This is a genomic window from Porcipelethomonas ammoniilytica (assembly GCF_025567485.1).
Taxonomy (GTDB): Bacteria; Bacillota; Clostridia; order Oscillospirales; family Ruminococcaceae; genus Porcipelethomonas; species Porcipelethomonas ammoniilytica.
Map to the genome: position 1 here is coordinate 254,204 of NZ_JAOQKH010000002.1, position 25,258 is coordinate 279,461.

Here is a 25,258-nt window from a genome sequence, read left to right on the forward strand (position 1 = left end):
CAATGAAGATACCGTATTTCAACAAGTATCTAAAATATTGTAAAAATCATAAGTTATTTTTTTTGCATTTTTTACAAATGCCTTCAAAAGCAAGGGAAGACGTATTTATACTGAATCCTGTTTTATCAGAAATTTTTTTTTCAATTACGCTAAGCTCCGGAATACATATATCACTGACTTCACCGCATTTGATACATACCAAGTGCTGATGGTCTGTAAGTGTGCCGTCAAAACAATCGGAACCGTTAGGCACACTGATTTTTTTCAGCATATTATTTTCAGCAAGAAAATTAAGATTTCGGTAAACAGTTCCCAGACTTAGTTCAGGATTATCTTCCTTGAGAAAATTATAAACAAAATCAGCAGTAGGATGAACCTTATTGTTTAATACAGCATTCAGAATTAGCTCTCGTTGTTTTGAATAACGCATATTAAAATCTCCAAATAGCTTAAGTAAGTTAAGTACATACCAACCACTGTGAATATTATAACAAAAAAAAGATAAATTGTCAATAGTTTTTGAAAAAAATTACAAGAAAATTCTGTAAAATTATACTTTGCACCAAATATGATTTTAATTTTTTACTTGACAAGGATAAATATTAATTGTATAATTTAGACATATGAATGTTTCTATTACAGTGAGGAAATATATAAATGTGACATGAGCACAGCATTTCAGTCTAAAAACAATTAAATAATGAAACGGAGATTTAAATGATTCTTTCAATAGATATCGGAAATACAAATATTGTCATAGGATGCGGTGAAAACGGAAAAATTAATTTTGTTGAAAGGTTATCTACATTCAACAACCGAACAGCACTTGAATTTGCAATTTTGTTTAAAAATATTCTTGAAATATATAATGTAAATGAAAATGACATTGAAGGGGCAATAATTGCTTCGGTCGTACCGTCCGTCACAGGCAATGTAAAATCTGCCGCTGAAAAAATTATAGGAAAAAAGGTTATGGTCGTAGGACCGGGAATAAAAACCGGGTTAAGCATTGTAATTGACAATCCTGCGCAGCTGGGTGCAGATCTGGTGGTAGGCGCAGTTGCCGGCATACACTATTACGGCTCACCACTTATCATTTTTGATTTGGGTACTGCCACGACCGTATCGGTAATTGATAAGAACAGCAATTATATAGGCGGAATAATAATGCCGGGAGTTAATACCGCTCACGAAGCGCTGACAAAAAATACTTCTCTTCTTCAGAATGTAGCAATTGAAGCTCCGAAAAAAATTATAGGTAAAAATACTGCTGACTGTATGAAAAGCGGCGCCGTTTACGGTACTGCCGCTTCCATAGACGGAGTGATCTGCCGTATTGAAAAAGAACTGGGATATAAGCCTAAGGTAATAGCAACAGGCGGTTTAGCTGAAAGTATAGTACCTTACTGTACCAATAAAATTATTACTGATGATGAACTCCTGCTGAACGGTTTAATGCTTATTTATCAGAAAAATATTTAAATAAGAAAAGGGCTGAAAATTCAGTCCTTTTTTATTTTTGTAATATCAATTTTTTCCGGAACATGAAGAACAAGAACATCATTTTCCTCAATATCCGTAGGTCCTCTGGGAATTACGACCTCCTGACCTCTTTTAATAAGGATAACAAGATTGCTGGATACTTTTGCAAAGTCTGATATTTTCTGACCTATCCACTTATTTCCCGAAGATATTTTATATTCTGTAAACTGTATATCTCCGGTACCGTGGTATTCCGGAGCGCTTACTACTACAATGTCCCCGTCCTTGATTTTAGTTTTTCCGTTTGGAATAATACTTTGATCTCCACGAATTATAAGTACAAAGAGCAGATCCCACGGAATGGAAAGTTCCCTGATCCTTTTGTCTTTCCATGGGTGTTCTCCCTGAACGGTAAGCTTTATAAATTGAACGTCAAGCTCCTCCACATAGTCGTTAAAGGTTTTGAGTACGTTTGAATTATTGTCGACCATGCCGAATACCTTTGCCATAAATGGAATAAGAGTACCCTGGAGCGATATGGAAATAAGTACTATACAGAATACTATATGAAAAATATCATTTTTTAAATTTTCTGCTGTAACAGTAGCCATAATGGCAAAAACAATTGAAGCAGCACCTCTTAACCCCGACCATGATACAAGCAGCGATTGCCTTATACTGCATTTCATAGGAGTCAGTATTCCGAATGTGACAATCGGTCTTGCTATCAGCATAAGGAAAAGTGAAATTGCCAGCGCTGTCGGAAATACTTTAGGTAATGCAGATGGAAAGGAAAGTAGTCCCAAAAGGAAGAAAATAAGCATTTGCATAAGTCCTGTCAGACCGTCAAAGAAATGCACCATGGACTTTTTATTTTTTATATCGGAGTTACCGAGAATAATACCGACTATATATGTACTTAGGTAACCGTTTCCTCCTATTGCTGACGGAAGCGCATAAGCGAGGACGGCAACCGCAAGGACAAATGCCGCATCAAAGCCTTCAGTAGAGAATTTAAAATGCTGCAGCACTAATTTTGCCCCGATTGCAATAACAAAACCGAAGATCAAACCATACGCAAATTGAGCAAAAATCAGATATACAATAGCTCCGCCGCTGATCTTACCTCCCATGATCGAAAGTATAATTGCAGTCAGCATATACGAACATGGGTCATTACTTCCGCTTTCCATTTCAAGCAAGGAAGCTGTATTTTCCTTAAGACCAAGCTTTTTTGAACGCAATATTGAAAATACCGATGCAGCGTCAGTAGAGCTTATTACCGATCCGGTCAGCATACTTTCCCATAGCGGAAATTTAAGAATAAAGTGACAGAATAATCCTGTCAGTCCTGCGGTAGCGGCAACGCCTACAGTTGACATGACTATTGATTTTGCCGCTACAGGCTTAGCTTCGCTCCATCTGGTACCGAATCCTCCGTAAAACATAATGAAAATCAATGCAATAGTACAGATTTGTTCTGCAAAGTCATAATTTTCAAATGGAATTTTCAGAATACCGTCAGAACCGAATAGCATTCCAAGTCCGATAAAGGCGATAAGTACGGGTACTCCGATTTTATTTGAAATTCTGTTGATAAGTACGCAGATTATTATTACAGCCGCTGCTGCCAGCAAAGCGATTGACATTTATACCTCCTCTGTTGTACGTTTATTGGATTTTGAATGGTTTCGGAAAGGAGTAAAGATAATGTAAAATTACCGCTATATATTTTTTCATATTTAAAAAATAATAGTAATTATACAGAGAGCCAGTATTAATGCACATATAACAAAATTAAAAATGCCGGCACCTTTGCGTTTCATTTGCAGAGCTTCAACGCCGTTCCAGCCTGAAACCACGCAAAGAATAATTGTAGATATGATCATTCCTATAGTTTTTGGAATGATTTCGATCCATCCAAGAATAACTATTACTATTACCAGTATGCAAAGTATAGCGCGGACTATAGCCAGTTTTTTTCTTTTGTCTTCATTCATTATGATTACCTCCGTTTTTTCTTGTTACCTTGTGTTTTGAGCCGTCTTTTTCGACTATATATGTATTATCAAGCTGAGAAGTCAGACTTCTGACAAAACTGTCACGGTATTCCTGTCTCAGCGTTGCTTGTTCTTTTTTTTCTTCCGGAGTCAACTCTTCTCTACGGGACTTTCGGGCAAGAAAGTTTATTCTGTCAATTTTGTACTGTTCCATATTTTCTCCAATCACCAGTTTTCATGATTTGAATATACATATATAATAACATATTTTTAATTTTAATTCAATATGTGCTTGCATTTTTTTGCAAATATGTTATTATATTTATAAAAGGAAAAAGCAGGGGAGAGAAAAATGAATAAGACAGCTATAATTACAGGCGCTTCAAGGGGAATAGGTAAAGCGTCGGCATATAAGCTTGCGGAGGACGGTTTTATACCTGTTATAAATTACCGCACACATAAGGCCGAAGCAGAAAAAATTGCCGCAGAAACCGGAGGCTTTGCAATTTGTGCAGACGTATCAGACAGAATTGCAGTTGACAATATGATCAGAGAGACTATGAAAAAAACAGGGAGAATTGACGTACTGATAAATAATGCCGGTATATCGGTATCGGGACTTTTTATGTATATTACTCCTGAACAGGAAGAACTTATATGGAAAGTAAACGTTCAGGGTACGTATAACTGTACCAGAAGTGCGCTGCCGTTTATGATAAATGCCAAAAGCGGGAAAATAATAAATATTTCCTCCATGTGGGGACAAACAGGCGCTTCCTGTGAGGTTCATTATTCTGCGTCAAAAGCGGCAATAATTGGATTTACTAAAGCTCTTGCCAAGGAATTAGGACCTTCAGGTATTAATGTAAACTGTATTGCTCCCGGCGTTATTCTGACGGATATGAACAATTCTTACAATGAAGAAACAATGGAAAGTTTAAAGAATGAAGCTCCATTGGAACGACTTGGCAAACCCGAAGATATAGCCGAATCAATATCTTTTCTTGCATCAGAAAAAAGTTCATTTATTACCGGTCAGATTCTCGGTGTAAACGGTGGATTTATTATCTGATTTAAAAAATATAAATATTAATAATTTGTAAAAAACCACAAAAATAAATATTATTTTTGTGTAAAATTTATTCCCGTTGTAGAAGTACGGAAATAAAATTGCTGAAAGTGAAATTTCCTATTGAACTTTAAATTTTATTGTGATATATTATGTTATGGAACAAAAATAAATTTCAATTCAGAAAGAATGAGGGGCTAAATGAAAGAGAAATTTTTAAAAGTCAAATCAGCTTTCGGAAAATTAAATGCTAAGAGAGACGAGAATTCCGAAAAGTATAAAATGACAAATTTATTACTAACCGTATTATTTCCGATATTCATAGTTTGTATGGCAGAAATAAATCAGGGAAAATACCCGTCCAAATTTATTTTATTTGCCGCTTCAAGACCGTCAGTTATTTTATTTAACGTATTAATTGCGTCATTGATATTCTATGGATTTCTTCTTCTTTTTAGAAAGGGTTGGATAGCAGTACTCACACAATCATTTATTTATATGGCGCTGAGTATTACGGAATTGTTTAAATACAATACCAACGGCAATCATTTGATAATGACAGATATGAAGCTTATAAAAAGTGTAAAAAGTTTAACATCTTTTGCGTACATAAAAATCACTCCTATGCTTGTTGCATACGTACTGATTGTCTTGGCTTATTTTCTGGCAGTTTTCTGGTTCAATCCAAAAATGAAAATGAAAATTTCCAGAAGAATTGCTCCGGCTATTGCCTGTATAGGAGCGTGCGTTTCGGTTATTACTATTCCCGCAGTTTCAAAACCGGTATATTCGTTGTTTGATCTTGATACAACTTCTGCCGATAATACATTTAAGCTGAATGAAAAATTTGATAATAACAGTTTTCTGGCATTTTTCTGTCAGACAGCTTCTGAAAATCTTGCCAATCAACTGAAAGAACCGGAGAATTACAATGACGATACTGTAACGGCAATGATGAATGTTGATATTGATAATGACAGTACATCATTTTCAAAAGAAAAACCAAATGTTATTATGATCATGTCTGAAGCTTTTGCTGATTTCAGACGCTTTGAAGATCAGCTTGATCTAAATATCGGCGATACATACGCCGGATTTGACGCTGTTGCAGAAGAAGGCTATACAGGTACTGCAATTGTTCCGACCTATGCAAGCTGGACAGTCAGAACAGAATTTGAACTTAATTTCGGTCTGCCGGTTAGATCACTGAACGATCCTAACATGCCGCAGAGACTGCTTCTTGACAGAGCACAACCTACCATTGCGTCCTATTATAAGGACTGGGGCTATTCAACTGCCTATGTACACCCGTTTATGGGTTCGTTCTACAGCAGAGAAAGAGTCTATGCAAATTTTGGTTTTGATCAGTTGATTTTTGATGAAGATTTTACAGTACCGATCGAATATTACGGTACATATATAGAAGATAAAACAGTTTTCAATCAGGTAGAAAAGCTTATTAAAGAAACCGATGAACCGCTTTTCCTGCACACAACAACTATGCAGAATCATCAACCTTATGATCAGGGCGAAAATCCTGAAGATGAAATGGGAAATTACTTCCAATGGATAGAACATACAGGTACTGATTTTGAAGCATTTATCAATAATCTCAAGGAAATTGACGAACCTACCGTTGTATTTATGATAGGAGATCATTATCCTTCTCTCAAAGGTGAAAACAGTGTTTATGATCAGCTTGGCATGAACGGTGACAATTGCGGAGTTCTTTACGAGCAGCCATTTATCGTATGGAGCAATTATGATCTTGATTACAGCGGTATGCCGCAAGAAAAGTTTTCAACATTCTATGCACCGTATGTTTTAATGGATCTTATTGACGCTCCAAGAGACAGTTTTATTCAGGCTATGATGGATAAAATGGAAACTACACCTGTTTATTCAACAAATTATGATGCATCTGTGGGCAGAGACGAGGACTTGGATATTCTCACTTACGACAGAATTTTAGGTGATATTGTTTCATCAAATGCGATTCCCGAGGAACTTAGAAAAAACGCTGATGAAGTAGAATAATAAAACAAAACGGACGTCTGTAAAAAGACGTCCGAATTTATAATTGAAAGGAATCTAATATGAAAGAAATTAAAATTGGAATGAAATCAGAAGCAGAAACAATTGTTACAAAAGAAAATTTTGCTGTTACTGTTGGCAGTGGTTCTCTGGAAGTCTTTGCGACTCCGATGATGACTGCACTTATGGAAAAAGCAGCGGCAGCTACCGTATCAGAATGCATGGAAAATGACGAAACAACAGTTGGCACTATGCTGAATATTACTCACAGTTCCGCTACTCCGGAGGGAATGAAAGTAAAAGCATATGCTGAAGTGACCGAAGTAAACGGACGTGAAATAACCTTCCGTGTTTGGGCAGAAGATGAAGCAGGTTTAATTGGTGAAGGTACTCACAAGCGTTTTGTGGTTTTTGCAGAAAAATTCATGAAGAAAACAAAATCAAAAAATAATTAATATTTTAATATAATAAAATTTTTTTAAAATTTTGAATGATTCCATGATTAATGTCAATAATACTTATGCGGTTAAAAATTCACCGCTTAAATATTACGGATTCAAAATGCGTTTATGCTTTTTCCATTCCTCCGCACGGGAAGCTAAAGCAGCTTTTTGAATGTCGTGCGGAGAATGGAGATTAATCATGAGCAATCAGAACAACCAAAACAACCAGAATCAGAACAATCAGCAGAACAACAACCAGCAGAATAATCAGAATCAGAAAAATCAGCAGAACAATCAGCAGAATAACAACCAGCAGAACAACAATCGCTAATTAAAAAAGCGGTACTTAATTGTACCGCTTTTTTATTATAATAATGTATATCTTGGCTGACCGTCAACCAGTCCGACAAACAGTGATTTTGGTCTTGCCCACATTTCACCTGTAGAAAGTGACTTATAAATTACAAGTTCCTCCAGAGTTTCACTGTGCTTTACAATTGAAACAAGTTCATATTCTCCGCCTTTATAATGACGGTATTTTCCGCCGATCACAATTTCTGTTTCAGTCGGCTTTTCTTCATGTACCGGTTCCGGTTCTTCGTTTACAATAGCGTCTTCAACAATTATCATTGATGAAAACGGCGGCATTTTAATATACGCATTACCGTTTTCAACATTTACTCTGTTTCCACTGAGAACATCAACAAGCGCCGGTCTGTCAGTACCAAAACTCAAGTCAAAATCTCTGTCCTCAAGATTGAGCGCTACATAAACCTGCTGACCGTTCAATTCTTTCAGGAAAAGCATCTGCTGATTTCTTATTATAATCGTATGGTATTTACCTGTTCTCAATGCAGGATAAGCTTTATAGATTCTTCCCAGCTTTACAATATGAGCATAAAGCTTTGTGTTTTCAGAATTCATATCACCAAGATTCAGGCATGGTCTTAGATTATCGTCTGAATTATTTTCCTTAATACCCTTTACTCCATATTCCCCGCCGTAATAGATCGACGGTATACCCGGCATAGCGTAAAGCATTGTATATACATTGTAAATATGCTCAGGATTTGTAAGAGTGCTTGCTATACGGTTTACGTCATGATTATCAACGAAATTGTAAAGATTTATTCCGGGATAAATAGCATTGCTTCCCGACTGACGGTTTATAGAATAATCTATTTCAAAATAGTTCTTTGTATTATGCGAGGAATAAATTCCTTTATAACACTCATAGTTTGTTACACTGTCAAGCATTTCCGGATTTGCCCAGCGTTTATAGTCGCCGAAAATAATTTCACCCATGAGCCAGAATTCCGGATTTTTTCCTTTACAGTGTGAACGTATTCTCTTGAAAAAATCAAATTCAACACAGTCCGCAGCATCAAATCTGATACCGTCTATCTCAAATTCATTCATCCAAAAATCGACAACATCAATAAGGTAATCGCAAACCTCCGGATTTCTAAGATTCAGCTTAACCAGATTATAATGACCGTTCCAGCCTTCATACCAGAAATTATCTCCGCACGGACTCTGTCCTCCGAAGTTCAGATTATGAAACCATCCGCAGTAAGGAGAATTCTGACCGTTTTGCTGAATATCCTTAAACTTTTCAAAGCCTCTTCCAACGTGATTAAAAACGCCGTCCAGTATAATTTTAATACCGTTCTCATGAAGCTGACGGCAAATGTCTTTAAATGAAGCGTTGTCGCCCAGACGTCTGTCAACAGTTTTGTAGTCAATGGTATCATAGCCGTGTTCAACAGATTCAAATACAGGACCAAGATAAACAGCGTCAACATTCATTTCCTTAAGATGAGGAATCCAGTCAACAAGCTTGTTCAGACGGTACTGAACTTCTCCTCCCTCATTATATTTAGGAGCTCCGCAAAACCCCAAAGGGTAAATGTGATAAACTATCGCATTATCATACCAAAAATTACTCATTGTTATTCACCTTTCTATTTTGATTCTAAAAAGTATGTGGCTTCCATATCCGCAACGCTTAATGCGAATGCAAGAGGAAACATTTCAAATGCTTTTCCGATACTATTTCTATCTTCAATACCGGAAAAACCCATATGGTATCTTATAGCAAAGGCTTCTTCCCTGGTAAGCCGCATAAAGCCTGATACTATATAAACGGATTTTTCACCATGTCCATATGGCAGCTGGTCATTAATTGTATAATAAGGAACCTTTTCCCATACTCCCTGTTCATTTTTAGCATTACGGTAATCCACCGAATAAAAATTCATTTTACATACGTCATGAAGCAAGGCTGTTAAAGCAATACTTTCGTTAGTATATTCCATTCCGTAAACGTCTTTGGTACGCTGTCTTGAAAGATAATCCTTAAGACAGTTATACACGTTAATACTGTGCTGAACCAGTCCTCCGGCATATGAACCATGAAAACGTGTGCTGCATGGAGCAGTAAAAAAATCGCTCTGTTCGGAAATAAGATAATTTAACAGTTTGTCCGAACCGGGGCGTGTTATATTTTCCTTATAAATCTCAATAAATTCATTTTTATTTTTTTCAAGCATCTGATAACTCCTGATATTTTAGTTATTATATTTTAACATGTTTCTGATTTAATTTCAACCTTTTTTAGTTATAAATAATCAAAAATAATTTGTAAATAATGTATAATTAGTAATTTAATATATTTATTTTTGTTGAAATAATTCATAAAATATGAAAAATTAACAGATTTCTTTTTTAAAATCCCAAAAAAACTATTGACTAAAATTCATTTTTAGTTTATGATATAAATGTATAATTTTACAGAAAATTTAATCAATGCAAGGAGAAGTATGGAATGAAATATTATATTGGTATCGACCTGGGCGGAACAAATATTGTTGCAGGAGTGGTTGACGAAAATTACAACATTATTTCAAAAGCCAGTACAAAAACAAATCTACCCAGACCTGAAAAGGAAATTGCAGACGATATGGCAAAGGTTTCCGTACAAGCAGTCAAGGAAGCCGGAATTTCGATGGAGCAAATTGAATGGGTAGGTATCGGAACTCCCGGCATTGCAAACAGCGAAAAGGGTATTATTGAATATTCATGTAACTTAGGTTTTAATAACACTCCTATGGTTGAATATATAAAAAAATCTATTGACAAGCCGGTGTTTATTGAAAATGACGCCAATGCGGCGGCTTACGGCGAATATGTTGCCGGTGCGGCAAAAGGCGCTAAAAACGCAGTGTGCATTACTCTTGGCACAGGCGTTGGCGGCGGTATCATTATTGACGGTAAAATTTACTCCGGTTCAAATTTTGCAGGCGCTGAAATCGGTCATACTGTAATTGAAGTGGACGGTCCTCAGTGTGCGTGCGGAAGAAAAGGCTGCTTTGAAGTATTCTCATCTGCTACAGGTCTTATCAGAATGACAAAGGAAGCTATGGAAGCCGATAAAGACAGCGTTATGCACAAAATAACTTCCGAACGCAAAGGTAAGGTCACTGCAAGAACTTCGTTTGACGCTATGAGAATGGGTGACAAAACTGCAAAAGCAGTTGTTGACAAATATATTAAGTATCTGGCTGCCGGAATCACAAATACAATAAATATTTTCCAGCCTGATATTCTCTGCATAGGAGGCGGCGTATGCAATGAGGGAGATCCGCTTCTTCTTCCTGTTAAGGAGCTTGTAAAACAAGAGGTCTATACAAAGAATTCTCCTAAAAATACTGAAATAGTCATTGCCAAGCTTGGAAATGACGCCGGTATAATCGGTGCGGCATTCCTTGGAAACGCTAAATAAATTATTATATAATGATAACAGCCTGAGAAATATTTTTCTCAGGCTGTTGTTTTTGCCGTTTTATCAGGCAGTTTTTAGTTTAAAGAATAAATCCTTCTGCTCTTAACCTGTCAATTGCGTCGCCAAGTACTGCGGCATTTGTACTTGAGACAGAATGAAGAAGGTAAATACCTCCTCCGTGTGCCGATGAAACTATACGTTCAAGCGCCTGCCCCGGATCGGGCTGATCATCTGTTTTCCAGTCAACGTAAGCAAAGCTCCACATTAAAGTTTTATATCCCATTTCACTGCATACTGACAATGATTCTTCAGAAAATTCGCCGCATGGAGGCCGCAGATACTGCATTTCATATCCATACTTATCCGCTACAAATTCATGAAGACTCATGACTTCATCCTTTAATTCTCCGGCGTTCAGTTCAGGCATTGAAGCGTGAGTCATACCGTGATTTCCCAGAACATGTCCTTCGTCTATCATTCTTTTTACCAGTGTTTCTTCCTTTTTGGCGTAGTCTCCTGTCAGAAAGAATATTGCTTTAACGTTTTTTTCTTTTAATACGTCCAGAATCGGAGCCGTATATCCGTTTTCATATCCTTGGTCAAAGGTGAGAATTATTCTTTTTTTATCGTTTGTCAGTGCATAAGCGTCATATTGATTGTATTGAGAGTTAAAGTCTGCCGCCCCGACAGGACAGTTTTGACTGTCGGTAGCTGTTCCCTGACCATAGCCGTGTTTTTCACTGCTTAAAGCTTTAACATGCTGTATGGGTATCAGGGTTAATATCAGGGCAGCAGTGATCACAGTTTTTTTTACATTCATTCTGCCACCTCATACCGCTTTTTCAAGCGGTAATAGTATTATTACCGGTTAATTTGTTTTATATGAAAGGTATTTTTTTGAAGTTATTTTTTTGTATTTTGTTTTATCATTAATTTGATCATAGCTGTCAGCAGTTCTTTTTGCTGTTCGGTCAATTTATAATAATCGCTTAAAAGCTGTTTTTCTTCACTGTTTTCATAAGGAATATAATCAAGGAGATAATCTACTGACACTCCGAATATTTTTGCAATGCTTTTTAATGTTGTGCAATCGGGTTCATGCTTATTTTTTATATATCCGTTAAGTGTTGTAGGAGCTATTTTAAGTTTTACAGCAAGCTCACGCTGAGACATATTATTTTTGTCAAGCAAATTTATAATAACATTTCCGATGTTCATTTTATTCACCTCATACACATTATAGAATATGAAATAATTAAAAAAAGATAAATACTAGAAATTAGAACATCATATTGACAAATTCGACTAATTAGTATATAATTTGTATATATTCTAATAGTGATGTGGTGCTTTAATGAAAAGAATGGACTTGATATTTAATATTTTTTTTTCAAAATTATTTTTGCTTTTTAAGCTTACAGGAAAGGGAATTTGCAGATTATTTTCACAAAACTATAAGGAGTGCGGGGAATCAGATTTGTTATATATTATAGTATGTGTATTATTATGCTTTGCCTTATTCTTTATTATGGGGTATATTTTAAAAAAAATCTGGAATAAGTTTTTTTATTAAAACATATTTTTATTTTTCCAGATTTCTCACATAGTGAAAAAGATACTGCTGGGCAATTCCCTCAATTTTCTTAGTGCAGTCCGGTAGACCGTCAGGGTAGTATTTTTCCATAACCCGTTTTATCCATACGTCAACAGGAAAAGCGTCACATCGGTGCATACCGAACAGCAGTACGCATTCTGCAACCTTCGGGCCTACTCCTTTAATAGTCATAAGCGCTTTTCTTGCATCATCAATGGGCATTTCTTTGATTTCTCTTAGATTTATTTCACCTGACGCTGTTTTACATGCGGCGTCAACCAGATATTTTGCACGGAATCCGGAGCGCAGATATCCTAGGCTTTCCACTGTTTCCTGTGCCATTTCCGAGGCAGTGGGGAAATGTCCGTAATGCTCGCAAAGTCTGGAAATTATTGTTTTTATCCGTGGAATATTATTATTTTGTGAAATAATAAATGAACAAAGACATTCCCAACTGTCCTGTTTAAGAAGTCTTATTCCGCCTGCAAATTCACAGGCCTTTTTTAAAGTTTCATCTGATGATAGTCTGGTTTTGATTTCGCAGTAGTCTTTTTCAAAATCAAAATAATCAATCCAGATATTTTCAAAATCTTCTTTTGTGGTATTATGAAAAATAAATTTTTCACCGTCATGGGAAATTGTTAAAGGCTTATCCAGAAAAAAGCCTGTATATGTACATTTATAGTCAGATTCTAATTTTTCCCATCGGAAGGCCTGACCGCAATCAAGAGTTTCGTCAAGATCAAAGTCCGGCTGTATCAGTTCTATGTTATTTCCGTTTTCTTTATAATTCGTCATTATTTTCACCTCAAAAATTATTATACATTATGATAATGAAAAAATCAACAGTTGACATTTTTTATATAAAACTATATAATTTAAATATATAATAATGAAACGGAGGCTGTTATGAAAAAATTGATTTGTACTACTTTACTGTGCTTAATTACAGTCGCATTTGTCGGTTGTAATGAAATAAAAGAGACAAATGCATCAGTTTCAGAATCTGCTGCTGAAAAACAGAATGACAATTCTTCGGATGAATCATCTGAGGAAGAACTCAGACCCCGTGACAGAGAGATCAATACGGATACAGATTTTGTTTTTGATGATGCCGGTGTTTTAAGTGCAGATGAACTGGAAAATTTAAATACATATACGGCATGGCTTGCAAAAACATTTAAAATTAATGCAGCGGTAGTTATAACTGATAATATCGGAGATAAAGAACCTGATAAATATGCAGAAGAATACTATAATGATCTATACAGCGGCGACGGTATTCTGTTTTTACTGAATAATGATACAAATACGGACTATATTTACCGTAAAGGTTTTCCGTCAAAGTTTATTGCCGATGATGATATAGAAATGCTTTTTGCAGAAATTTCCCCGTTGCTTGTAAAGGGCGATTATATGTCCGCAGCTAAGCGTGTTCTGGAAACTGCTGAGCTAAAGCTTCCTGAATATATTACCGATAAAAGCGGTACGCTTTCAAAGGAAGAAATATCTGAGCTAAATGGTAAATTAAAAGACGCTGCAGGGGAAAATGGTTTGAATGTGTATTTGGTAAATGATATCGGAGAGCAGTCTATTGAGGACTATGCTAATGAAAAATTCAATGATTATTATGCAGTAAGTTCAAGTAGTAATGCTATGCTGGTTATAAATACTGCAAACGGCGACTGTTTTGTTTGTACATCAGGCAGTATGGAGTATCTTTCCGACAGCCAGGAGGATATCCAAAAAGCAGTACGATCATGTATTAAAGAATCGGACGGCAAAAAACACTTGACTGTATGTCTGCTGTGGATAAGCTTTTGACTTTCATACAGTAAATTTTGATATTTTTTTACTATTTTTCATTGCTTTTTTTTCCGTTATAGGTTATAATATTAATATTGATATTTTTTAAAAACATTTAGGAGGACGAAAAATGTTAGTATCAGCTAAAGAAATGCTCAATAAGGCAAGAGAAGGAAAATATGCAGTTGGTCAGTTCAACATCAATAACCTTGAATGGACTAAGGCTATTCTCCTTACAGCTCAGGAATGCAATTCACCTGTTATTTTAGGTGTTTCCGAGGGAGCCGGAAAATATATGTGCGGCTATAAAACGGTTGTTGGCATGGTAAATGGCATGCTTGAAGAACTGAACATTACAGTTCCGGTTGCTCTTCACCTTGATCACGGTTCATTTGAAGGCGCTAAGGCATGTATTAATGCAGGTTTTTCTTCAATTATGTTTGACGGTTCTCACTATGCCATTGAAGAAAATATTGCTAAAACTACGGAGCTTGTAAACGCTTGTAATGTTCTTGGTCTTTCACTTGAAGCTGAAGTAGGTTCTATCGGCGGTGAGGAAGACGGCGTTATCGGTGCAGGCGAATGTGCTGATCCTGACGAATGCAAGGCTATTGCTGATCTGGGAGTTACAATGCTAGCAGCAGGTATCGGTAATATTCATGGTAAATATCCTGAAAACTGGGCAGGTCTTTCATTTGAAACTCTGGCTGCTGTTAAGGAAAAGGTTGGAGATATGCCTTTAGTACTTCACGGCGGTACAGGTATTCCTGAAGACATGATCAAGAAGGCTATTTCACTTGGCGTTGCTAAGATCAATGTTAATACAGAATGCCAGCTTTCATTCCAGGAAGCTACAAGAAAGTACATTGAAGAAGGTAAGGATCAGCAGGGTAAGGGATTTGATCCAAGAAAGCTTCTTGCACCTGGTTTTGAAGCAATTAAGGCAACAGTTAAAGAAAAGATGGAACTCTTCGGTTCTATTGGTAAGGCTTGATTCTAAATTTAATACTATATTTAATGCCTGTCTTTTTAGACGGGCATTTTGTATATTATAATTTTATATGTTATTGTCATAAGCGATATTGTTGGCCTTGGCATATTGTTCAGCATATGAGCCTTTGGGAGTATGTATGATAAGATTATCATCGCAGTGATTAAAAGATGAATCTTCGATTTTCTGAACGCTTGCCGGAATATTTACATTTGCCAGAGATTCACAGTACTCAAATGCACCATCGCCGATTTCGATGCAGCCTTCGTTGATATTGACAAATTCAAGTTTTTTGCAGTATTCAAAAGCGTCTCCTCCGATAGTTTCAACACTGGAAGGGATATCTATTTTTTCAAGTGACTTACAATACTGAAAAGCAGTTGCTTCAATAGAGGTAATGCCGTCTTCTATTTCAAATTCTGTAAATTCACCGTAAGCATACTGTGCGGCTCTTATAACATTTTCATTTGAGTTTTCTTGATATTCGGCATAAACGTTGTCTGAAGATATCTGTTTGCTAAAAGCATAATCGTCAGCATATGAGTTTTTAGGAGAATGTATAGTTACTGCATGGCAATTTCCAAAGGCATTGTCGCTTATACTGGTTACTGATTCGGGAAGATTAACGTCCTTTAGTGACGGACAGCTCCAAAAAGCTGTATCTCCTATAATTTTGAGTCCTTCTTCAGCGTTTATGTATTTAAGACCGGCACAGCTCCAGAATGCGCTTGCACCGATTTGTGTAACTGATGCAGGAATGTCTACAGCTTCGATATAGTCAATGCTCCAGAACGCTCCGTCAGCTATTTTTTTAACGCCGTCTGGAATGACTACATGGCTGTCAACGCCGTTATAACTCACAAGAATATCCTTGCTGATTACAAAATCATCAGCTTGATCATGACTGTCTGATTTTAATAATTCTTCAATTTTATTTTCTTTTGTAGAACTTTCTTCTGATGAAGTCTCAGCTTCGGCATTTTCTTCAGTTTGCTGTATGCTTGATTCTGAAGAAGTTTCATTTTTGTTCGCTGTATCACTGCCGCATGAAATCATAAATACATTTAATGATGCTATTACTCCGATAACGGCAATTTTTTTAATTATTTCCATAATCGTATATCCTTTCTTAATTATTAATCTTATTAATTATAGCATTTATGTAGTTTTTTGTCAAATTTGGTGTATATTGTTATTTAAAAATACCCGTCTTTTTAGACGGGTATTTTTTATATTATGATGTATAATCTTCAATTAGTGTGGCAAGTTTAATTTCATCTTCTGCAAAAATTCCGTCTGACAGTAATTTTTTATCATAGTCGGTCATAACATTTATACTGACTCCAAGCATTTTGAACGGCGTATCGCTGTTTCCTCTGAAAACTGCAAGTTCCCCGTTATATTCCTTTAAATAATATCCGATTGCGACGGGCTGCGTTTCGGTTATGGCACTTTCTGCCATTTGTTCCGCGCGTATTCTTTGATTATTAATACTATTTGAAATAGTAATTATAATAATAATGGCTGAAACTGTCATTCCTGCAAGCAAAACTGCCAAAGTTACCCGTCTGCTCATATAAAATTCCTCCATTTTTTGGTGTTTCACTTATTATTGACCGGAATTTTTAAAATATACCATCTATTTTTCAAAAAAACTCTTAACACTTTGCTTAAAATGTGCTATAATATAAAAGTATAAGCGTCTGTATTTATACATAGAGAAAAAATGATGCGCTTATATTATAAAATTTTAAGAGGTATTACAAAATGGCTGATAACAAAAATAATAGAAAAGGTTCGGGAAATTACAGGGAAAATACCGGACGCAGCAAGTCCGGAGAATCAGTAAATCGATCCGGAAAGAATGCCGGCAGAAGATCTCCTTATGCCGCTTATACCGGTAAAGACGGAACTTATAAAAAGCCGTCCGGAAAAACCGGAGGATCATCCCATGCAGGAAGAACCGACTCCAACAACGAACAGTTTAAAAAAGAAAGTACGGCTGCCGATAACGTCAGGAGAACTGCGTCTCAGAATGCAAGGCATACAGTTAGAAAAAAGCCTGAAAATCCTAAGGTAAAAATAGCAAAGAAAATTGCTGCGGTTCTGGGAACTACTTTGCTGTCTATTTTTCTGGTAGTCGTTATAACCGGAACTATTGTCGCTACTGCAATGACCGTATATGTGCTTGAATTTATGGATGAATCTACGGACGTTACCATTAAAGAATTGGAAAATAGTGCAAATACAATCGTTTATGCTCAGGACGGCGATAAGCTGGTTCAGCTTTATGCAGTAACCAGTGAAGTTCAGCGTATACCGGTAGATATTGAGCAAATTCCTCAGCATGTCAGAGACGCCTTTGTGTGCGTTGAGGACGAACGTTTTTACTCTCATGAAGGAGTTGATTATAAACGTACATTTGCGGCGTTTGCCAATATGTTTATGCATATCTACGATACCAAGCAGGGTGGGTCTACGATCACTCAGCAGCTTATTAAAAATCTGACAGGTGACGATGATCCCAGTCCGGAGCGAAAAATAAGAGAAATTTTCAGAGCCATGCAGTTTGAAAAGAAATATTCTAAGGACGAAATTCTTGAAAATTACCTTAACTATATTGGTTTCGGAGGTCCGACTAACGGTATTCAGCTGGCGTCAATAAAATATTTCGGCAAGGATGTTTCAGAGCTTTCTATTGCAGAAGCGGCATGTCTGGCGGCAATTCCAAAAAGTCCGGAAACTATTAATCCTTTTGCAGGGTATGAAGATGAAAATGGCAAATGGGTAAATACCGGTAAAGAGGCTAACAGAGAACGTCAGGAAAGCGTTCTTTATCACATGTATGGAAACGGCGCCATTTCCTATGATCAGTATCAGGAAGCTCTTAATGAAAAATTGATTTTTACTGATTCGGAGGAATATAAGGAAGCTCATCCGGAGTCCGACGCTGAAGAACTTATGGACGAACAGAAAGCCAGTTCATGGGTTGTTGATACTGCACTCAGAGAATATGCGGCGGTATTAATGGAGGAATATGGTATTGACGAAGAAGAAGCGTTTAAGAGAATCAATACCGGAGGATATCAGATATATACTACAGTTGATTTGGAAATGCAGAAATATGTTGAAGAAAAATACAGCGATCTTAATAATCTTATGGACGCAGAATCAAACAGTACTTGGGTAGATGAAGATGAAGACGGCGAATATGAGCAGCTGTATCCTGAATCTGCATTTATAGCAATGGATTATAACGGCAATATTTTAAGTATTGCAGGCGGCATAGGCGTTAAAGAAAAATTACTTATTTTTAACCGTGCAACCATGGCAAAAAGACAGCCAGGTTCATGTATAAAGCCTATAACTACTTATGGTCTGGCACTTTACAGTGACCATATTCATTGGGGAAGCATGTATAAGGACTCTCCTATAAAGCTTGAAGGTGAAAAATGGCCTGAAAACTATGACTATGTGTGGAGAGGATATAACATGTTTATTTTTGAAGCACTTAGAGAGTCCAGAAATACTGTTCCGGCACAGCTTTGTCAGGAGCTTACGCCTCAGGCAGTATTTAACTTCGCTACTCAGAATCTTAATGTGGACCTTGTAGATATTACAGAGGAGGGCGCTACTGATATTGCATATGCTCCTCTTACAGTCGGAGCATTGACATATGGTATTTCTCCGCAGAATCTTGTGAATGCTTATATTCCTTATGGAAACGGCGGCACTTACTGTGACGCTCATATTGTGAGCAGGGTTGAAAGAGGAGATGGATCGGTAGTTTATGAAAACGACGGAAATCCCCATGAAGCCATTGATCCGGAAACTGCTTATGTTATGAATCACCTTTTACAGGAGGTTATAAAAAACGGCACTGGTACGGCAGCTCAGCTTTCCAATAAAACCGTAGCCGGAAAAACCGGTACTTCCGAAGACTGGAACGACCTTTGCTTTGTTGGTTTGACTGAGGATTTTGTAAGCGGAGTATGGATAGGATATGATGAGAAACAGGAATTGAATCATGGTCTTTCATCAGCTCAGGTATGGTATAATATCATCGGCGAATATGCAAACAGTATTGAATCCGATAATAGTTATCCGGCATGTGATTCAGTTATTGAAGCGCCTATGTGTTCTTCGACGGGATTGATAGCAGGACCGTATTGCAGCAGCAGTATAACAGGTTACTGGAAATCCTCTAATGCGCCTACATGTGCTAATCATTCTTCCGCACCTAAAAAGGATGAAGAAACGCCTAAAGAAGATGAAAGCAGTGAAGATTCTGAAAGCTCGGAATCTTCTGAGAGCAGTCAGGATGAATCTTCATCTGTAGACTCTAGCAGTTCAGATTCTTCCGCTGACAATAGCAGTCAAGATGAACCGCCGTCTGAATAAAGAACAGGAGTTTAAGTTTGAAGGAAAAATTAAAAATAACTTGTCCGTGTCATTTCGGACTTGAAAGCGTATTAAAATTTGAAGTTACTAAAATCGGTGGTGAAAATATTACCGTTAAGGACGGTAGAGTTAGTTTTGATGGTGGATTTGATTTACTGGCAAGAGCAAATATCAGTCTGTCTACTGCCGAGCGAGTCTTGATTGAACTGGCTGAATTTCATGCTGAAACCTTTGAAGAGCTTTTTCAGGGAGTGAAAAAAATCCCGCTAGAAAATTTTATAGGAATTAAGGATGCATTTCCGGTAAAGGGACATTCACTTAATTCTGAGCTTCACAGCGTTCCGGACTGCCAATCCATAATAAAAAAGGCCGCTGTTGAACGGCTTAAAGAAAAGTACCATACAGGATGGTTTGAAGAAACAGGTGCGGTACACCAGATTCAGTTCAGCATACTGAAAAACAACGTAAATATTTATCTTGATACTTCCGGTGCAGGACTTCATAAAAGAGGTTACAGAAAAAACTCCAACGCAGCGCCAATTAAGGAAACTCTTGCGGCAGGAATAATCGATCTTGCAAGAGTGAGAAGTAATAGTACAGTTTGTGATCCATTCTGCGGAAGCGGAACATTCCTCATCGAATCCGCATTAAAAGCACTTAACATTCCTCCATGTATTAACAGGAAGTTTGCTGCTGAAAAATGGGATTGTATTGATGCATCAGTATGGAGGAGTGAAAGACAGCGTGCTATAAGCCTTGTAAATAAAAGTGCTGAGTTTAAGGCGTTCGGGTTTGATATTGACGAAGAGTCTGTCAGGCTGTCAATTGATAATAGTGCAAAAGCAGGCGTTAAATCAAGAATAAGAATTGAACAAGCTGATATTTGTGATTTTCAGCCTATGAATGCAATTACAGTCTGCAATCCGCCGTACGGCGAGAGAATGCTGGAAATAAGGGAAGCGGAACAGCTTTATAAAATAATGGGCGAAGTATTTAAGCCTGACAGCGAAAATCCATGCTACGTTATTTCTCCTCATGAGGACTTTGAAAGGTTCTTTGGCAAAAAAGCTGATAAAAAACGTAAACTTTATAACGGTATGATTAAATGTAATCTTTATATGTATTTTAAATAAAAAATCGGGTTCATCTGAACCCGATTTTATTTTACTTTAATATCATTCGTTTGAGAGCAATCGCATCAAATACATTAAGCTTGCTGTCATCGTTTACATCAGCATTTAAAAGTGCCTGATCTTTAAGTACAGTTTCTTTGATAAGATGTTTATTTAGCAGTACTAAATCTGCTGTCTCAATAGTTCCGTTAAGATTTGTATCACCTTTGATTTTTGAAATTTCCGGTTTTTCAGTTTCGGAAGGAGTTGTACCGTCTGGTTCTATGCCGTAAATCAGAACGCCGTTTTCATATACTGTTATTTTATCTGTGATTGCTGTTTCATTTTCTTTCAGACTAAGTAAGTCAGAGTTTGAGTAGTCGTTAGTTGCGTCCCAACCTGTCTGATAATTTGGGAATACAAGTGCCAGCATAGTTTCGCACTGATTTCTGCCTTCGGAAATCGGCATTACTGCTCTGCCGTCCGGATACGTTACTTCGATATAATAGATGTTATCTTGATAGTGTGTAATAGGGGAGATTTTTGCGGCATATTCTTCACCGTACATTGTTGCCTGATCACGGTCAACACGCACTACAATATCTTCTGGCTTAAATCCTGCATTGATTATTTCTGTTGCGTCCAGATAGTATCTGTAGGACATATTGTCAACGATTCTTGCCGGCCATGCAGTATGGTTTGTGAACTTCAGACTCAAATCAGAACCGGTTGCAGAATGTTTCAGCTTAGCTTCTACGTAAAATTCAGCCTCACGCTGTTCCGGTTCGGGGAAGTTCGGATCGGTAGTACCGCCGTATTCGCTTACCATTTTTGCCATAAGTCCGGTAAATCCTGCATTATAATCGCATGCAACTTCATTATTTATATGATTCTGACGGTCGTCCTCATAAACACCTTCAGATGTAGGTCCGCCTACAAGTGCGCCGTATAGGATATGACGGTTATCAACAGGAGTATCAAGTGCATTTTTCCATGATGAATGAGCTGTTCTGTGGTGTACATTAAGAGGAGAATTTTCTCCGTAGCCTACCACGTAGCTTCGATTATCAGGATTTGCTCCAAGACAGTAATTAGCTTGTTCTTCATAAAATTCTTTATATGCTGAAGTATCTCCGAGAGGAAGTGTATCGCATGCAACTGCGGCAGTAAATGCAGCGGCAGTTGCATGTCTCAGGCAGCCCCAGTCAGTTAGCCAGCGTAAGCCGCCGTCAAGCTCTTTAACGTTGTATGTCCAGTAATCAATATGCTTTTTTACTTGATTTATATAGGTTGGATCATTTGTATTCTGAGCATATAGGATCATACCGCCCTGCTGTACATCATCCCAGCACTGTCCCCAGCTGTATTTCAATTCGTTTGTACCCAGTTCTGTACTGAGATTAGGTATATAGCTTGTTGCCTTGTCAAGATAGGTTTTATCTCCGGTAGCCTTGTAAAGCCAGTTTGCAGCCCAGAAGAGTTCATCATAGAAATGAGATGAACGGTAAAAATTCTTGGCGTCGCTTGCCATATATTCATCGTCGCTTTTTTCAGCGTCGGCAATGGCGAATATATTCTTAGCGTGTTCAAGATAATCATTAACTTTGTCCGATTTACCCTGTAAAGCACAGTAGCCTGCTGCAAGAGCGGCAGCCATTTCACCTAATGCTGCAGAGCATTTTCTGCCGGAATAGTACGGTCTTTCATTGTTGATATTTTGGTCTTTCATACCGTATTCTACAAGCTCAGCAGGTCCCCACCAGGAATGGTCGTCCTGACCGTTTCCTACCTGATATACGACTTCATCTCCTAAATCACATGCTGCAAAGTAATCAAGAGCAAAAATAAGGTTGTTAACGTAATTTGTCATTTCTCCGCACTTTTCAATACCTTCCGGATACTGATAGAGTCCCCAAGCGATCATAGAAGCGGAATATGCCATAGGAAGATTAAACTTTACATGGTCGCCTGCATCATACCAACCACCTGTAATAAAGTCGTCTAGTGTCGAGTCTGCACGCCATTCAACTCTGTTCCAATCCGGAAGAGGTCCTGCCTGCTGACATTCGTAAAAGTAAAGGGATTTTTGAAGTGCCTCTGCATAGTTGATAGAAGTATCTGCGGAAGCGGTATTTGTTTTTTGCGGTACAGTTCCAGTAAAAACCGACGCTGCGATTATTACGGAAGCAATTGCCGAGCTTATTATTTTTTTCATTATACTTCACTCCGTTTCATATATATGTTATTATCCTATTAATTTTAACTTTTGTCAAGCGAATTTGTATATTTTGACTTAAAACCGTCAGTTTGCATAAAAAAGAACAGCTTTAAGCTGTTCTTTTATAATATCAATTATTGTTTTTGTCCTTAGACGATATTTTTTTACTGATTAATATATAAATTACCATTAAAACGATTCCGACTGCAAATATTCCTGCCTGTAAGGCAATATATTTATTAAGTGTGCCGTTTAACATACCTGTAACGGCAGAATAAATATAGTCGTTTCTTATAACCAGTTTGTCAAGATATCCTGAAAACTTAAAATACAGACATGGGATAAGCGCTAATACCGATGAACAGAGGAAAGCTGAAGAAAGCCAGTAAAAAAAGTTATTTCTGCTCAAGAACAGTATTATAATTATACATAATGCTGTCAGTCCGGCAGTGATGTAAATTAATGGATTAACAAATCCATAAAGTTTATTCAGTTTTGAAAATGCTCCTGTTTTCTCAATCATTTTCAGCATATATACATCTGTAAAATTATTGATTTCACTTTCAGCTGTTTCAATTGTTTTTTGAAGCTGCTGATTATATTCTTCGTCTGTTGCCACGTTGTTTTTTTCAGCAAAGTCTGCAAAATAATCGCTGACGCTCTTTTCAAGCTTAGAAAAATCATATTGCACTTCACTATATTCAGCGTTTGAACCGTCAATATAATCAAACACATTGTTGATTTTCATTTCAATAATGTTTTTTACGTCTTTTTCAGTGATTGCCGACATATAAACATCTGCGGGAATGCGGGAATAGCTTTCACTGTCGCTGAAATATTTTTCAATTGCGTTCATAGACTTTAAAGCAACATCATTTGTATCAACAGCGTCAATATACGGTTCTGAACGCATAAGCTGATTTTTTGCAAACATGATTCCTTCCAGACCTATAAGAGCAAAGACGAGAATCATTGTCAGCAGAAGATTAGGAATATATTTTTCCATACGTTTCATAAACTGTCTGATCCTTTCCTCTTAGTCATAGAATTTCTTTTCTACCAATTCGCATATAACTGCAAGTCTGTCCTCAGTCGGACCTAAAAGATTTCCGTAACAGGTATAAAGAGTCAGACGGTCGTCAGCTGTAGGAGCGATCAGCTCATTGTTGGTTTCTTTGAAAATAGTGCTTTCCTTCATTTTATATGTAAATTCACCGTAGGAAGTGGTCAGTACAATAATATCGCCGACCTTTACGTCTCCGAGATTCAGAAAGAAAGTATTGCAGTGTGCGTCAAGGACCACATGTCCTGTTTCACCTATAAAAACAGATCCTAGGTATTGGCATACGCCAAGCTGAAGTAGTTCGTCAGTGCTGCCGAAATAAACGGGAGCTTCAAGTCCTATTGAATCTATTTTAAGAGTCGCATATTGAGAGCCGAAAGACGGATAAACGATTTTGCTGCCATCGTCAAGCTGAGCTTCAACTTCTTTTTCGGTAAATTTTATTTCGTTTATCTGTTCGTGTCCGGTATCAGCGGAAAAAATTAAATCTGCTGCGGCTTTCATTTTTTGAACGGGTACATAACCCGCTCCGGCAATTATGCCGCCGCACACTGCCAGAATTACAGCCGGAGTTATCAGCATTACTGCTGCGTTGTGTTTAGCCATTTATATTCTCCGTTTTTTTGTTTGCAATTGAAAGAAGCCATGCGCCGATTCCTCCGGCTGCTATTACAGCACTGCAAAGCAATGCAAATTCGGGATAGCCTTCTGCGGAATTATCTTCAGCGCCTGTCGTATCAACAAGTTTTCCTACAGGTACGACAGTCTGCACATTGCCGTCTGCATCTCGGACTGTCATTAAGAAATTTTTATCTCCTTTTTGCTCTACTGTGATATTCAGTCCCATTTTCTTACCGGCTTCAACGATTTCATTCAGTGAGTTCATAATATTTTCATTGGTCATCTTGTCTACTACGTCTTTTAAAAATGAATCGTCAACTACGCCTGTATCAGGATCGACCTTTGCTTCGCCTTTCATTTCGGCAATTGTTTTACCAAAATTTTTCAATGCAACATCGTCCATCTCGGAACCGACATTTGATATCTTATCCACAAGAATATCATACTGGCTTTCAGAAAATTTATTTACTTTAAGATAGTTCTGGAGCATCTGAACATATTCTTCAAGGAATCCTGCTGATCTTGCGGCTGCGACTACGTCGTCGGCAGTTGCAGCGGATACGCTGATACTCATAGTACCGATAATTGAAACAGCTGAAACGACAGCTGCGATCTTTTTTATATAGCTTTTCATTGTTTC

Annotated in this window: 25 protein-coding genes; 10 read left to right on the forward strand and 15 right to left on the reverse strand. The window is 37.3% G+C overall.

All coding sequences use genetic code 11. The features are described 5' to 3' along the window. Positions 1-46: 46 nt before the first annotated feature. Positions 47-430: a Fur family transcriptional regulator gene (locus tag OCV67_RS02765; protein WP_147642332.1), complete on the reverse strand. Its 384-nt coding sequence runs from the start codon at positions 428-430 to the stop codon at positions 47-49. Between the two features lie 287 nt (positions 431-717). Here OCV67_RS02765 and OCV67_RS02770 point away from each other — a divergent pair, with 287 nt between their 5' ends. Further along, positions 718-1,482, forward strand: a complete 765-nt coding sequence (locus OCV67_RS02770) for a type III pantothenate kinase (protein ID WP_147642333.1) — start codon at positions 718-720, stop codon at positions 1,480-1,482. A gap of 20 nt (positions 1,483-1,502) precedes the next feature. Here the strand turns inward: OCV67_RS02770 and OCV67_RS02775 are convergent, their stop codons facing one another. The 3 genes from OCV67_RS02775 to OCV67_RS02785 form a co-directional block, all read right to left on the reverse strand. Beyond that, positions 1,503-3,131 carry a potassium/proton antiporter gene (locus OCV67_RS02775; RefSeq protein ID WP_147642334.1) on the reverse strand — a complete coding sequence of 543 codons (1,629 nt, stop codon included), beginning with the start codon at positions 3,129-3,131 and terminating at the stop codon, positions 1,503-1,505. Between the two features lie 93 nt (positions 3,132-3,224). Then, positions 3,225-3,482 carry a hypothetical protein gene (locus OCV67_RS02780; protein ID WP_147642335.1) on the reverse strand — a complete coding sequence of 86 codons (258 nt, stop codon included), beginning with the start codon at positions 3,480-3,482 and terminating at the stop codon, positions 3,225-3,227. Further along, on the reverse strand, positions 3,475-3,696 hold the full coding sequence (locus OCV67_RS02785) for a DUF896 domain-containing protein (RefSeq protein ID WP_147642336.1): 222 nt from the start codon (positions 3,694-3,696) through the stop codon (positions 3,475-3,477). The genes OCV67_RS02780 and OCV67_RS02785 overlap by 8 nt, the downstream gene beginning before the upstream one ends. A gap of 138 nt (positions 3,697-3,834) precedes the next feature. Between OCV67_RS02785 and ymfI the strand changes: the two genes are divergently transcribed. The 4 genes from ymfI to OCV67_RS02805 all read left to right on the forward strand — a co-directional run bounded on the left by ymfI (position 3,835) and on the right by OCV67_RS02805 (position 7,359). Beyond that, positions 3,835-4,554, forward strand: a complete 720-nt coding sequence (gene ymfI / locus OCV67_RS02790) for an elongation factor P 5-aminopentanone reductase (RefSeq protein ID WP_147642337.1) — start codon at positions 3,835-3,837, stop codon at positions 4,552-4,554. 198 nt (positions 4,555-4,752) lie between these two features. Next, positions 4,753-6,588 carry an LTA synthase family protein gene (locus tag OCV67_RS02795; protein WP_147642338.1) on the forward strand — a complete coding sequence of 612 codons (1,836 nt, stop codon included), beginning with the start codon at positions 4,753-4,755 and terminating at the stop codon, positions 6,586-6,588. A gap of 59 nt (positions 6,589-6,647) precedes the next feature. Beyond that, positions 6,648-7,040 (forward strand): thioesterase family protein, encoded by a 393-nt coding sequence (locus tag OCV67_RS02800; RefSeq protein WP_147642339.1) that lies wholly within the window; start codon positions 6,648-6,650, stop codon positions 7,038-7,040. 187 nt (positions 7,041-7,227) lie between these two features. Then, positions 7,228-7,359 (forward strand): hypothetical protein, encoded by a 132-nt coding sequence (locus OCV67_RS02805; protein ID WP_262644213.1) that lies wholly within the window; start codon positions 7,228-7,230, stop codon positions 7,357-7,359. Positions 7,360-7,394: 35 nt separating this feature from the next. Here OCV67_RS02805 and OCV67_RS02810 read toward each other — a convergent pair whose 3' ends face one another. Both OCV67_RS02810 and OCV67_RS02815 read right to left on the reverse strand, forming a co-directional pair. Further along, entirely contained in the window at positions 7,395-8,978 is a 1,584-nt protein-coding gene (locus OCV67_RS02810; protein ID WP_147642340.1) for a DUF1653 domain-containing protein, read from the reverse strand. Positions 8,979-8,992: 14 nt separating this feature from the next. Continuing rightward, entirely contained in the window at positions 8,993-9,580 is a 588-nt protein-coding gene (locus OCV67_RS02815) for an HD domain-containing protein (RefSeq protein ID WP_147642341.1), read from the reverse strand. 275 nt (positions 9,581-9,855) lie between these two features. Between OCV67_RS02815 and OCV67_RS02820 the strand changes: the two genes are divergently transcribed. Then, complete coding sequence (locus OCV67_RS02820) at positions 9,856-10,812, forward strand: ROK family protein (RefSeq protein WP_147642342.1); 957 nt, start codon at positions 9,856-9,858, stop codon at positions 10,810-10,812. Positions 10,813-10,891: 79 nt separating this feature from the next. Here OCV67_RS02820 and OCV67_RS02825 read toward each other — a convergent pair whose 3' ends face one another. The 3 genes from OCV67_RS02825 to OCV67_RS02835 form a co-directional block, all read right to left on the reverse strand. Continuing rightward, entirely contained in the window at positions 10,892-11,632 is a 741-nt protein-coding gene (locus OCV67_RS02825; RefSeq protein ID WP_147642343.1) for a polysaccharide deacetylase family protein, read from the reverse strand. 83 nt (positions 11,633-11,715) lie between these two features. Then, on the reverse strand, positions 11,716-12,030 hold the full coding sequence (locus tag OCV67_RS02830) for a helix-turn-helix domain-containing protein (RefSeq protein ID WP_147642344.1): 315 nt from the start codon (positions 12,028-12,030) through the stop codon (positions 11,716-11,718). A gap of 364 nt (positions 12,031-12,394) precedes the next feature. Further along, positions 12,395-13,204 carry a DNA-3-methyladenine glycosylase family protein gene (locus OCV67_RS02835; protein ID WP_147642345.1) on the reverse strand — a complete coding sequence of 270 codons (810 nt, stop codon included), beginning with the start codon at positions 13,202-13,204 and terminating at the stop codon, positions 12,395-12,397. A gap of 111 nt (positions 13,205-13,315) precedes the next feature. Between OCV67_RS02835 and OCV67_RS02840 the strand changes: the two genes are divergently transcribed. Together OCV67_RS02840 and fba are read left to right on the forward strand one after the other, a co-directional pair. Further along, positions 13,316-14,230: a TPM domain-containing protein gene (locus OCV67_RS02840; protein ID WP_147642346.1), complete on the forward strand. Its 915-nt coding sequence runs from the start codon at positions 13,316-13,318 to the stop codon at positions 14,228-14,230. 112 nt (positions 14,231-14,342) lie between these two features. Beyond that, on the forward strand, positions 14,343-15,206 hold the full coding sequence (gene fba / locus OCV67_RS02845; protein WP_147642347.1) for a class II fructose-1,6-bisphosphate aldolase: 864 nt from the start codon (positions 14,343-14,345) through the stop codon (positions 15,204-15,206). A 63-nt stretch (positions 15,207-15,269) separates the two neighbouring features. Here the strand turns inward: fba and OCV67_RS02850 are convergent, their stop codons facing one another. Then, positions 15,270-16,316 carry a leucine-rich repeat domain-containing protein gene (locus OCV67_RS02850; RefSeq protein WP_147642348.1) on the reverse strand — a complete coding sequence of 349 codons (1,047 nt, stop codon included), beginning with the start codon at positions 16,314-16,316 and terminating at the stop codon, positions 15,270-15,272. A gap of 121 nt (positions 16,317-16,437) precedes the next feature. Next, positions 16,438-16,779: a hypothetical protein gene (locus tag OCV67_RS02855; protein WP_147642349.1), complete on the reverse strand. Its 342-nt coding sequence runs from the start codon at positions 16,777-16,779 to the stop codon at positions 16,438-16,440. Positions 16,780-16,970: 191 nt separating this feature from the next. Between OCV67_RS02855 and OCV67_RS02860 the strand changes: the two genes are divergently transcribed. Together OCV67_RS02860 and OCV67_RS02865 are read left to right on the forward strand one after the other, a co-directional pair. Beyond that, positions 16,971-19,604 (forward strand): transglycosylase domain-containing protein, encoded by a 2,634-nt coding sequence (locus OCV67_RS02860; RefSeq protein ID WP_147642350.1) that lies wholly within the window; start codon positions 16,971-16,973, stop codon positions 19,602-19,604. Between the two features lie 17 nt (positions 19,605-19,621). After that, a complete protein-coding gene (locus OCV67_RS02865; RefSeq protein ID WP_147642351.1) occupies positions 19,622-20,737 on the forward strand; it encodes a THUMP domain-containing class I SAM-dependent RNA methyltransferase in 1,116 nt (371 codons plus the stop codon). Between the two features lie 31 nt (positions 20,738-20,768). Here the strand turns inward: OCV67_RS02865 and OCV67_RS02870 are convergent, their stop codons facing one another. From OCV67_RS02870 to OCV67_RS02885, 4 genes are all read right to left on the reverse strand, one after another. Next, positions 20,769-22,931 (reverse strand): glycoside hydrolase family 9 protein, encoded by a 2,163-nt coding sequence (locus OCV67_RS02870; protein ID WP_262644214.1) that lies wholly within the window; start codon positions 22,929-22,931, stop codon positions 20,769-20,771. Between the two features lie 133 nt (positions 22,932-23,064). Further along, positions 23,065-23,949: a hypothetical protein gene (locus OCV67_RS02875; RefSeq protein ID WP_147642353.1), complete on the reverse strand. Its 885-nt coding sequence runs from the start codon at positions 23,947-23,949 to the stop codon at positions 23,065-23,067. Between the two features lie 21 nt (positions 23,950-23,970). Beyond that, positions 23,971-24,603 carry a class D sortase gene (locus OCV67_RS02880; protein ID WP_147642354.1) on the reverse strand — a complete coding sequence of 211 codons (633 nt, stop codon included), beginning with the start codon at positions 24,601-24,603 and terminating at the stop codon, positions 23,971-23,973. Next, positions 24,596-25,252, reverse strand: coding sequence for a hypothetical protein (locus tag OCV67_RS02885; protein ID WP_147642355.1), 657 nt, complete (start codon positions 25,250-25,252; stop codon positions 24,596-24,598). The genes OCV67_RS02880 and OCV67_RS02885 overlap by 8 nt, the downstream gene beginning before the upstream one ends. Between the last annotated feature and the right edge of the window lie 6 nt (positions 25,253-25,258).

Bases quoted from the DNA above. Each gene is read 5' to 3' on its own strand.
- ymfI (WP_147642337.1), top strand. From the start codon at position 3,835: ATGAATAAGACAGCTATAATTACAGGCGCTTCAAGGGGAATAGGTAAA.
- OCV67_RS02870 (WP_262644214.1), bottom strand. From the start codon at position 22,931: ATGAAAAAAATAATAAGCTCGGCAATTGCTTCCGTAATAATCGCAGCG.
- OCV67_RS02885 (WP_147642355.1), bottom strand. From the start codon at position 25,252: ATGAAAAGCTATATAAAAAAGATCGCAGCTGTCGTTTCAGCTGTTTCA.
- OCV67_RS02860 (WP_147642350.1), top strand. From the start codon at position 16,971: ATGGCTGATAACAAAAATAATAGAAAAGGTTCGGGAAATTACAGGGAA.
- fba (WP_147642347.1), top strand. From the start codon at position 14,343: ATGTTAGTATCAGCTAAAGAAATGCTCAATAAGGCAAGAGAAGGAAAA.
- OCV67_RS02830 (WP_147642344.1), bottom strand. From the start codon at position 12,030: ATGAACATCGGAAATGTTATTATAAATTTGCTTGACAAAAATAATATG.
- OCV67_RS02800 (WP_147642339.1), top strand. From the start codon at position 6,648: ATGAAAGAAATTAAAATTGGAATGAAATCAGAAGCAGAAACAATTGTT.
- OCV67_RS02780 (WP_147642335.1), bottom strand. From the start codon at position 3,482: ATGAATGAAGACAAAAGAAAAAAACTGGCTATAGTCCGCGCTATACTT.
- OCV67_RS02775 (WP_147642334.1), bottom strand. From the start codon at position 3,131: ATGTCAATCGCTTTGCTGGCAGCAGCGGCTGTAATAATAATCTGCGTA.
- OCV67_RS02875 (WP_147642353.1), bottom strand. From the start codon at position 23,949: ATGAAACGTATGGAAAAATATATTCCTAATCTTCTGCTGACAATGATT.
- OCV67_RS02825 (WP_147642343.1), bottom strand. From the start codon at position 11,632: ATGAATGTAAAAAAAACTGTGATCACTGCTGCCCTGATATTAACCCTG.
- OCV67_RS02880 (WP_147642354.1), bottom strand. From the start codon at position 24,603: ATGGCTAAACACAACGCAGCAGTAATGCTGATAACTCCGGCTGTAATT.
- OCV67_RS02785 (WP_147642336.1), bottom strand. From the start codon at position 3,696: ATGGAACAGTACAAAATTGACAGAATAAACTTTCTTGCCCGAAAGTCC.
- OCV67_RS02805 (WP_262644213.1), top strand. From the start codon at position 7,228: ATGAGCAATCAGAACAACCAAAACAACCAGAATCAGAACAATCAGCAG.
- OCV67_RS02835 (WP_147642345.1), bottom strand. From the start codon at position 13,204: ATGACGAATTATAAAGAAAACGGAAATAACATAGAACTGATACAGCCG.
- OCV67_RS02850 (WP_147642348.1), bottom strand. From the start codon at position 16,316: ATGGAAATAATTAAAAAAATTGCCGTTATCGGAGTAATAGCATCATTA.
- OCV67_RS02855 (WP_147642349.1), bottom strand. From the start codon at position 16,779: ATGAGCAGACGGGTAACTTTGGCAGTTTTGCTTGCAGGAATGACAGTT.
- OCV67_RS02770 (WP_147642333.1), top strand. From the start codon at position 718: ATGATTCTTTCAATAGATATCGGAAATACAAATATTGTCATAGGATGC.
- OCV67_RS02815 (WP_147642341.1), bottom strand. From the start codon at position 9,580: ATGCTTGAAAAAAATAAAAATGAATTTATTGAGATTTATAAGGAAAAT.
- OCV67_RS02820 (WP_147642342.1), top strand. From the start codon at position 9,856: ATGAAATATTATATTGGTATCGACCTGGGCGGAACAAATATTGTTGCA.
- OCV67_RS02765 (WP_147642332.1), bottom strand. From the start codon at position 430: ATGCGTTATTCAAAACAACGAGAGCTAATTCTGAATGCTGTATTAAAC.
- OCV67_RS02810 (WP_147642340.1), bottom strand. From the start codon at position 8,978: ATGAGTAATTTTTGGTATGATAATGCGATAGTTTATCACATTTACCCT.
- OCV67_RS02840 (WP_147642346.1), top strand. From the start codon at position 13,316: ATGAAAAAATTGATTTGTACTACTTTACTGTGCTTAATTACAGTCGCA.
- OCV67_RS02795 (WP_147642338.1), top strand. From the start codon at position 4,753: ATGAAAGAGAAATTTTTAAAAGTCAAATCAGCTTTCGGAAAATTAAAT.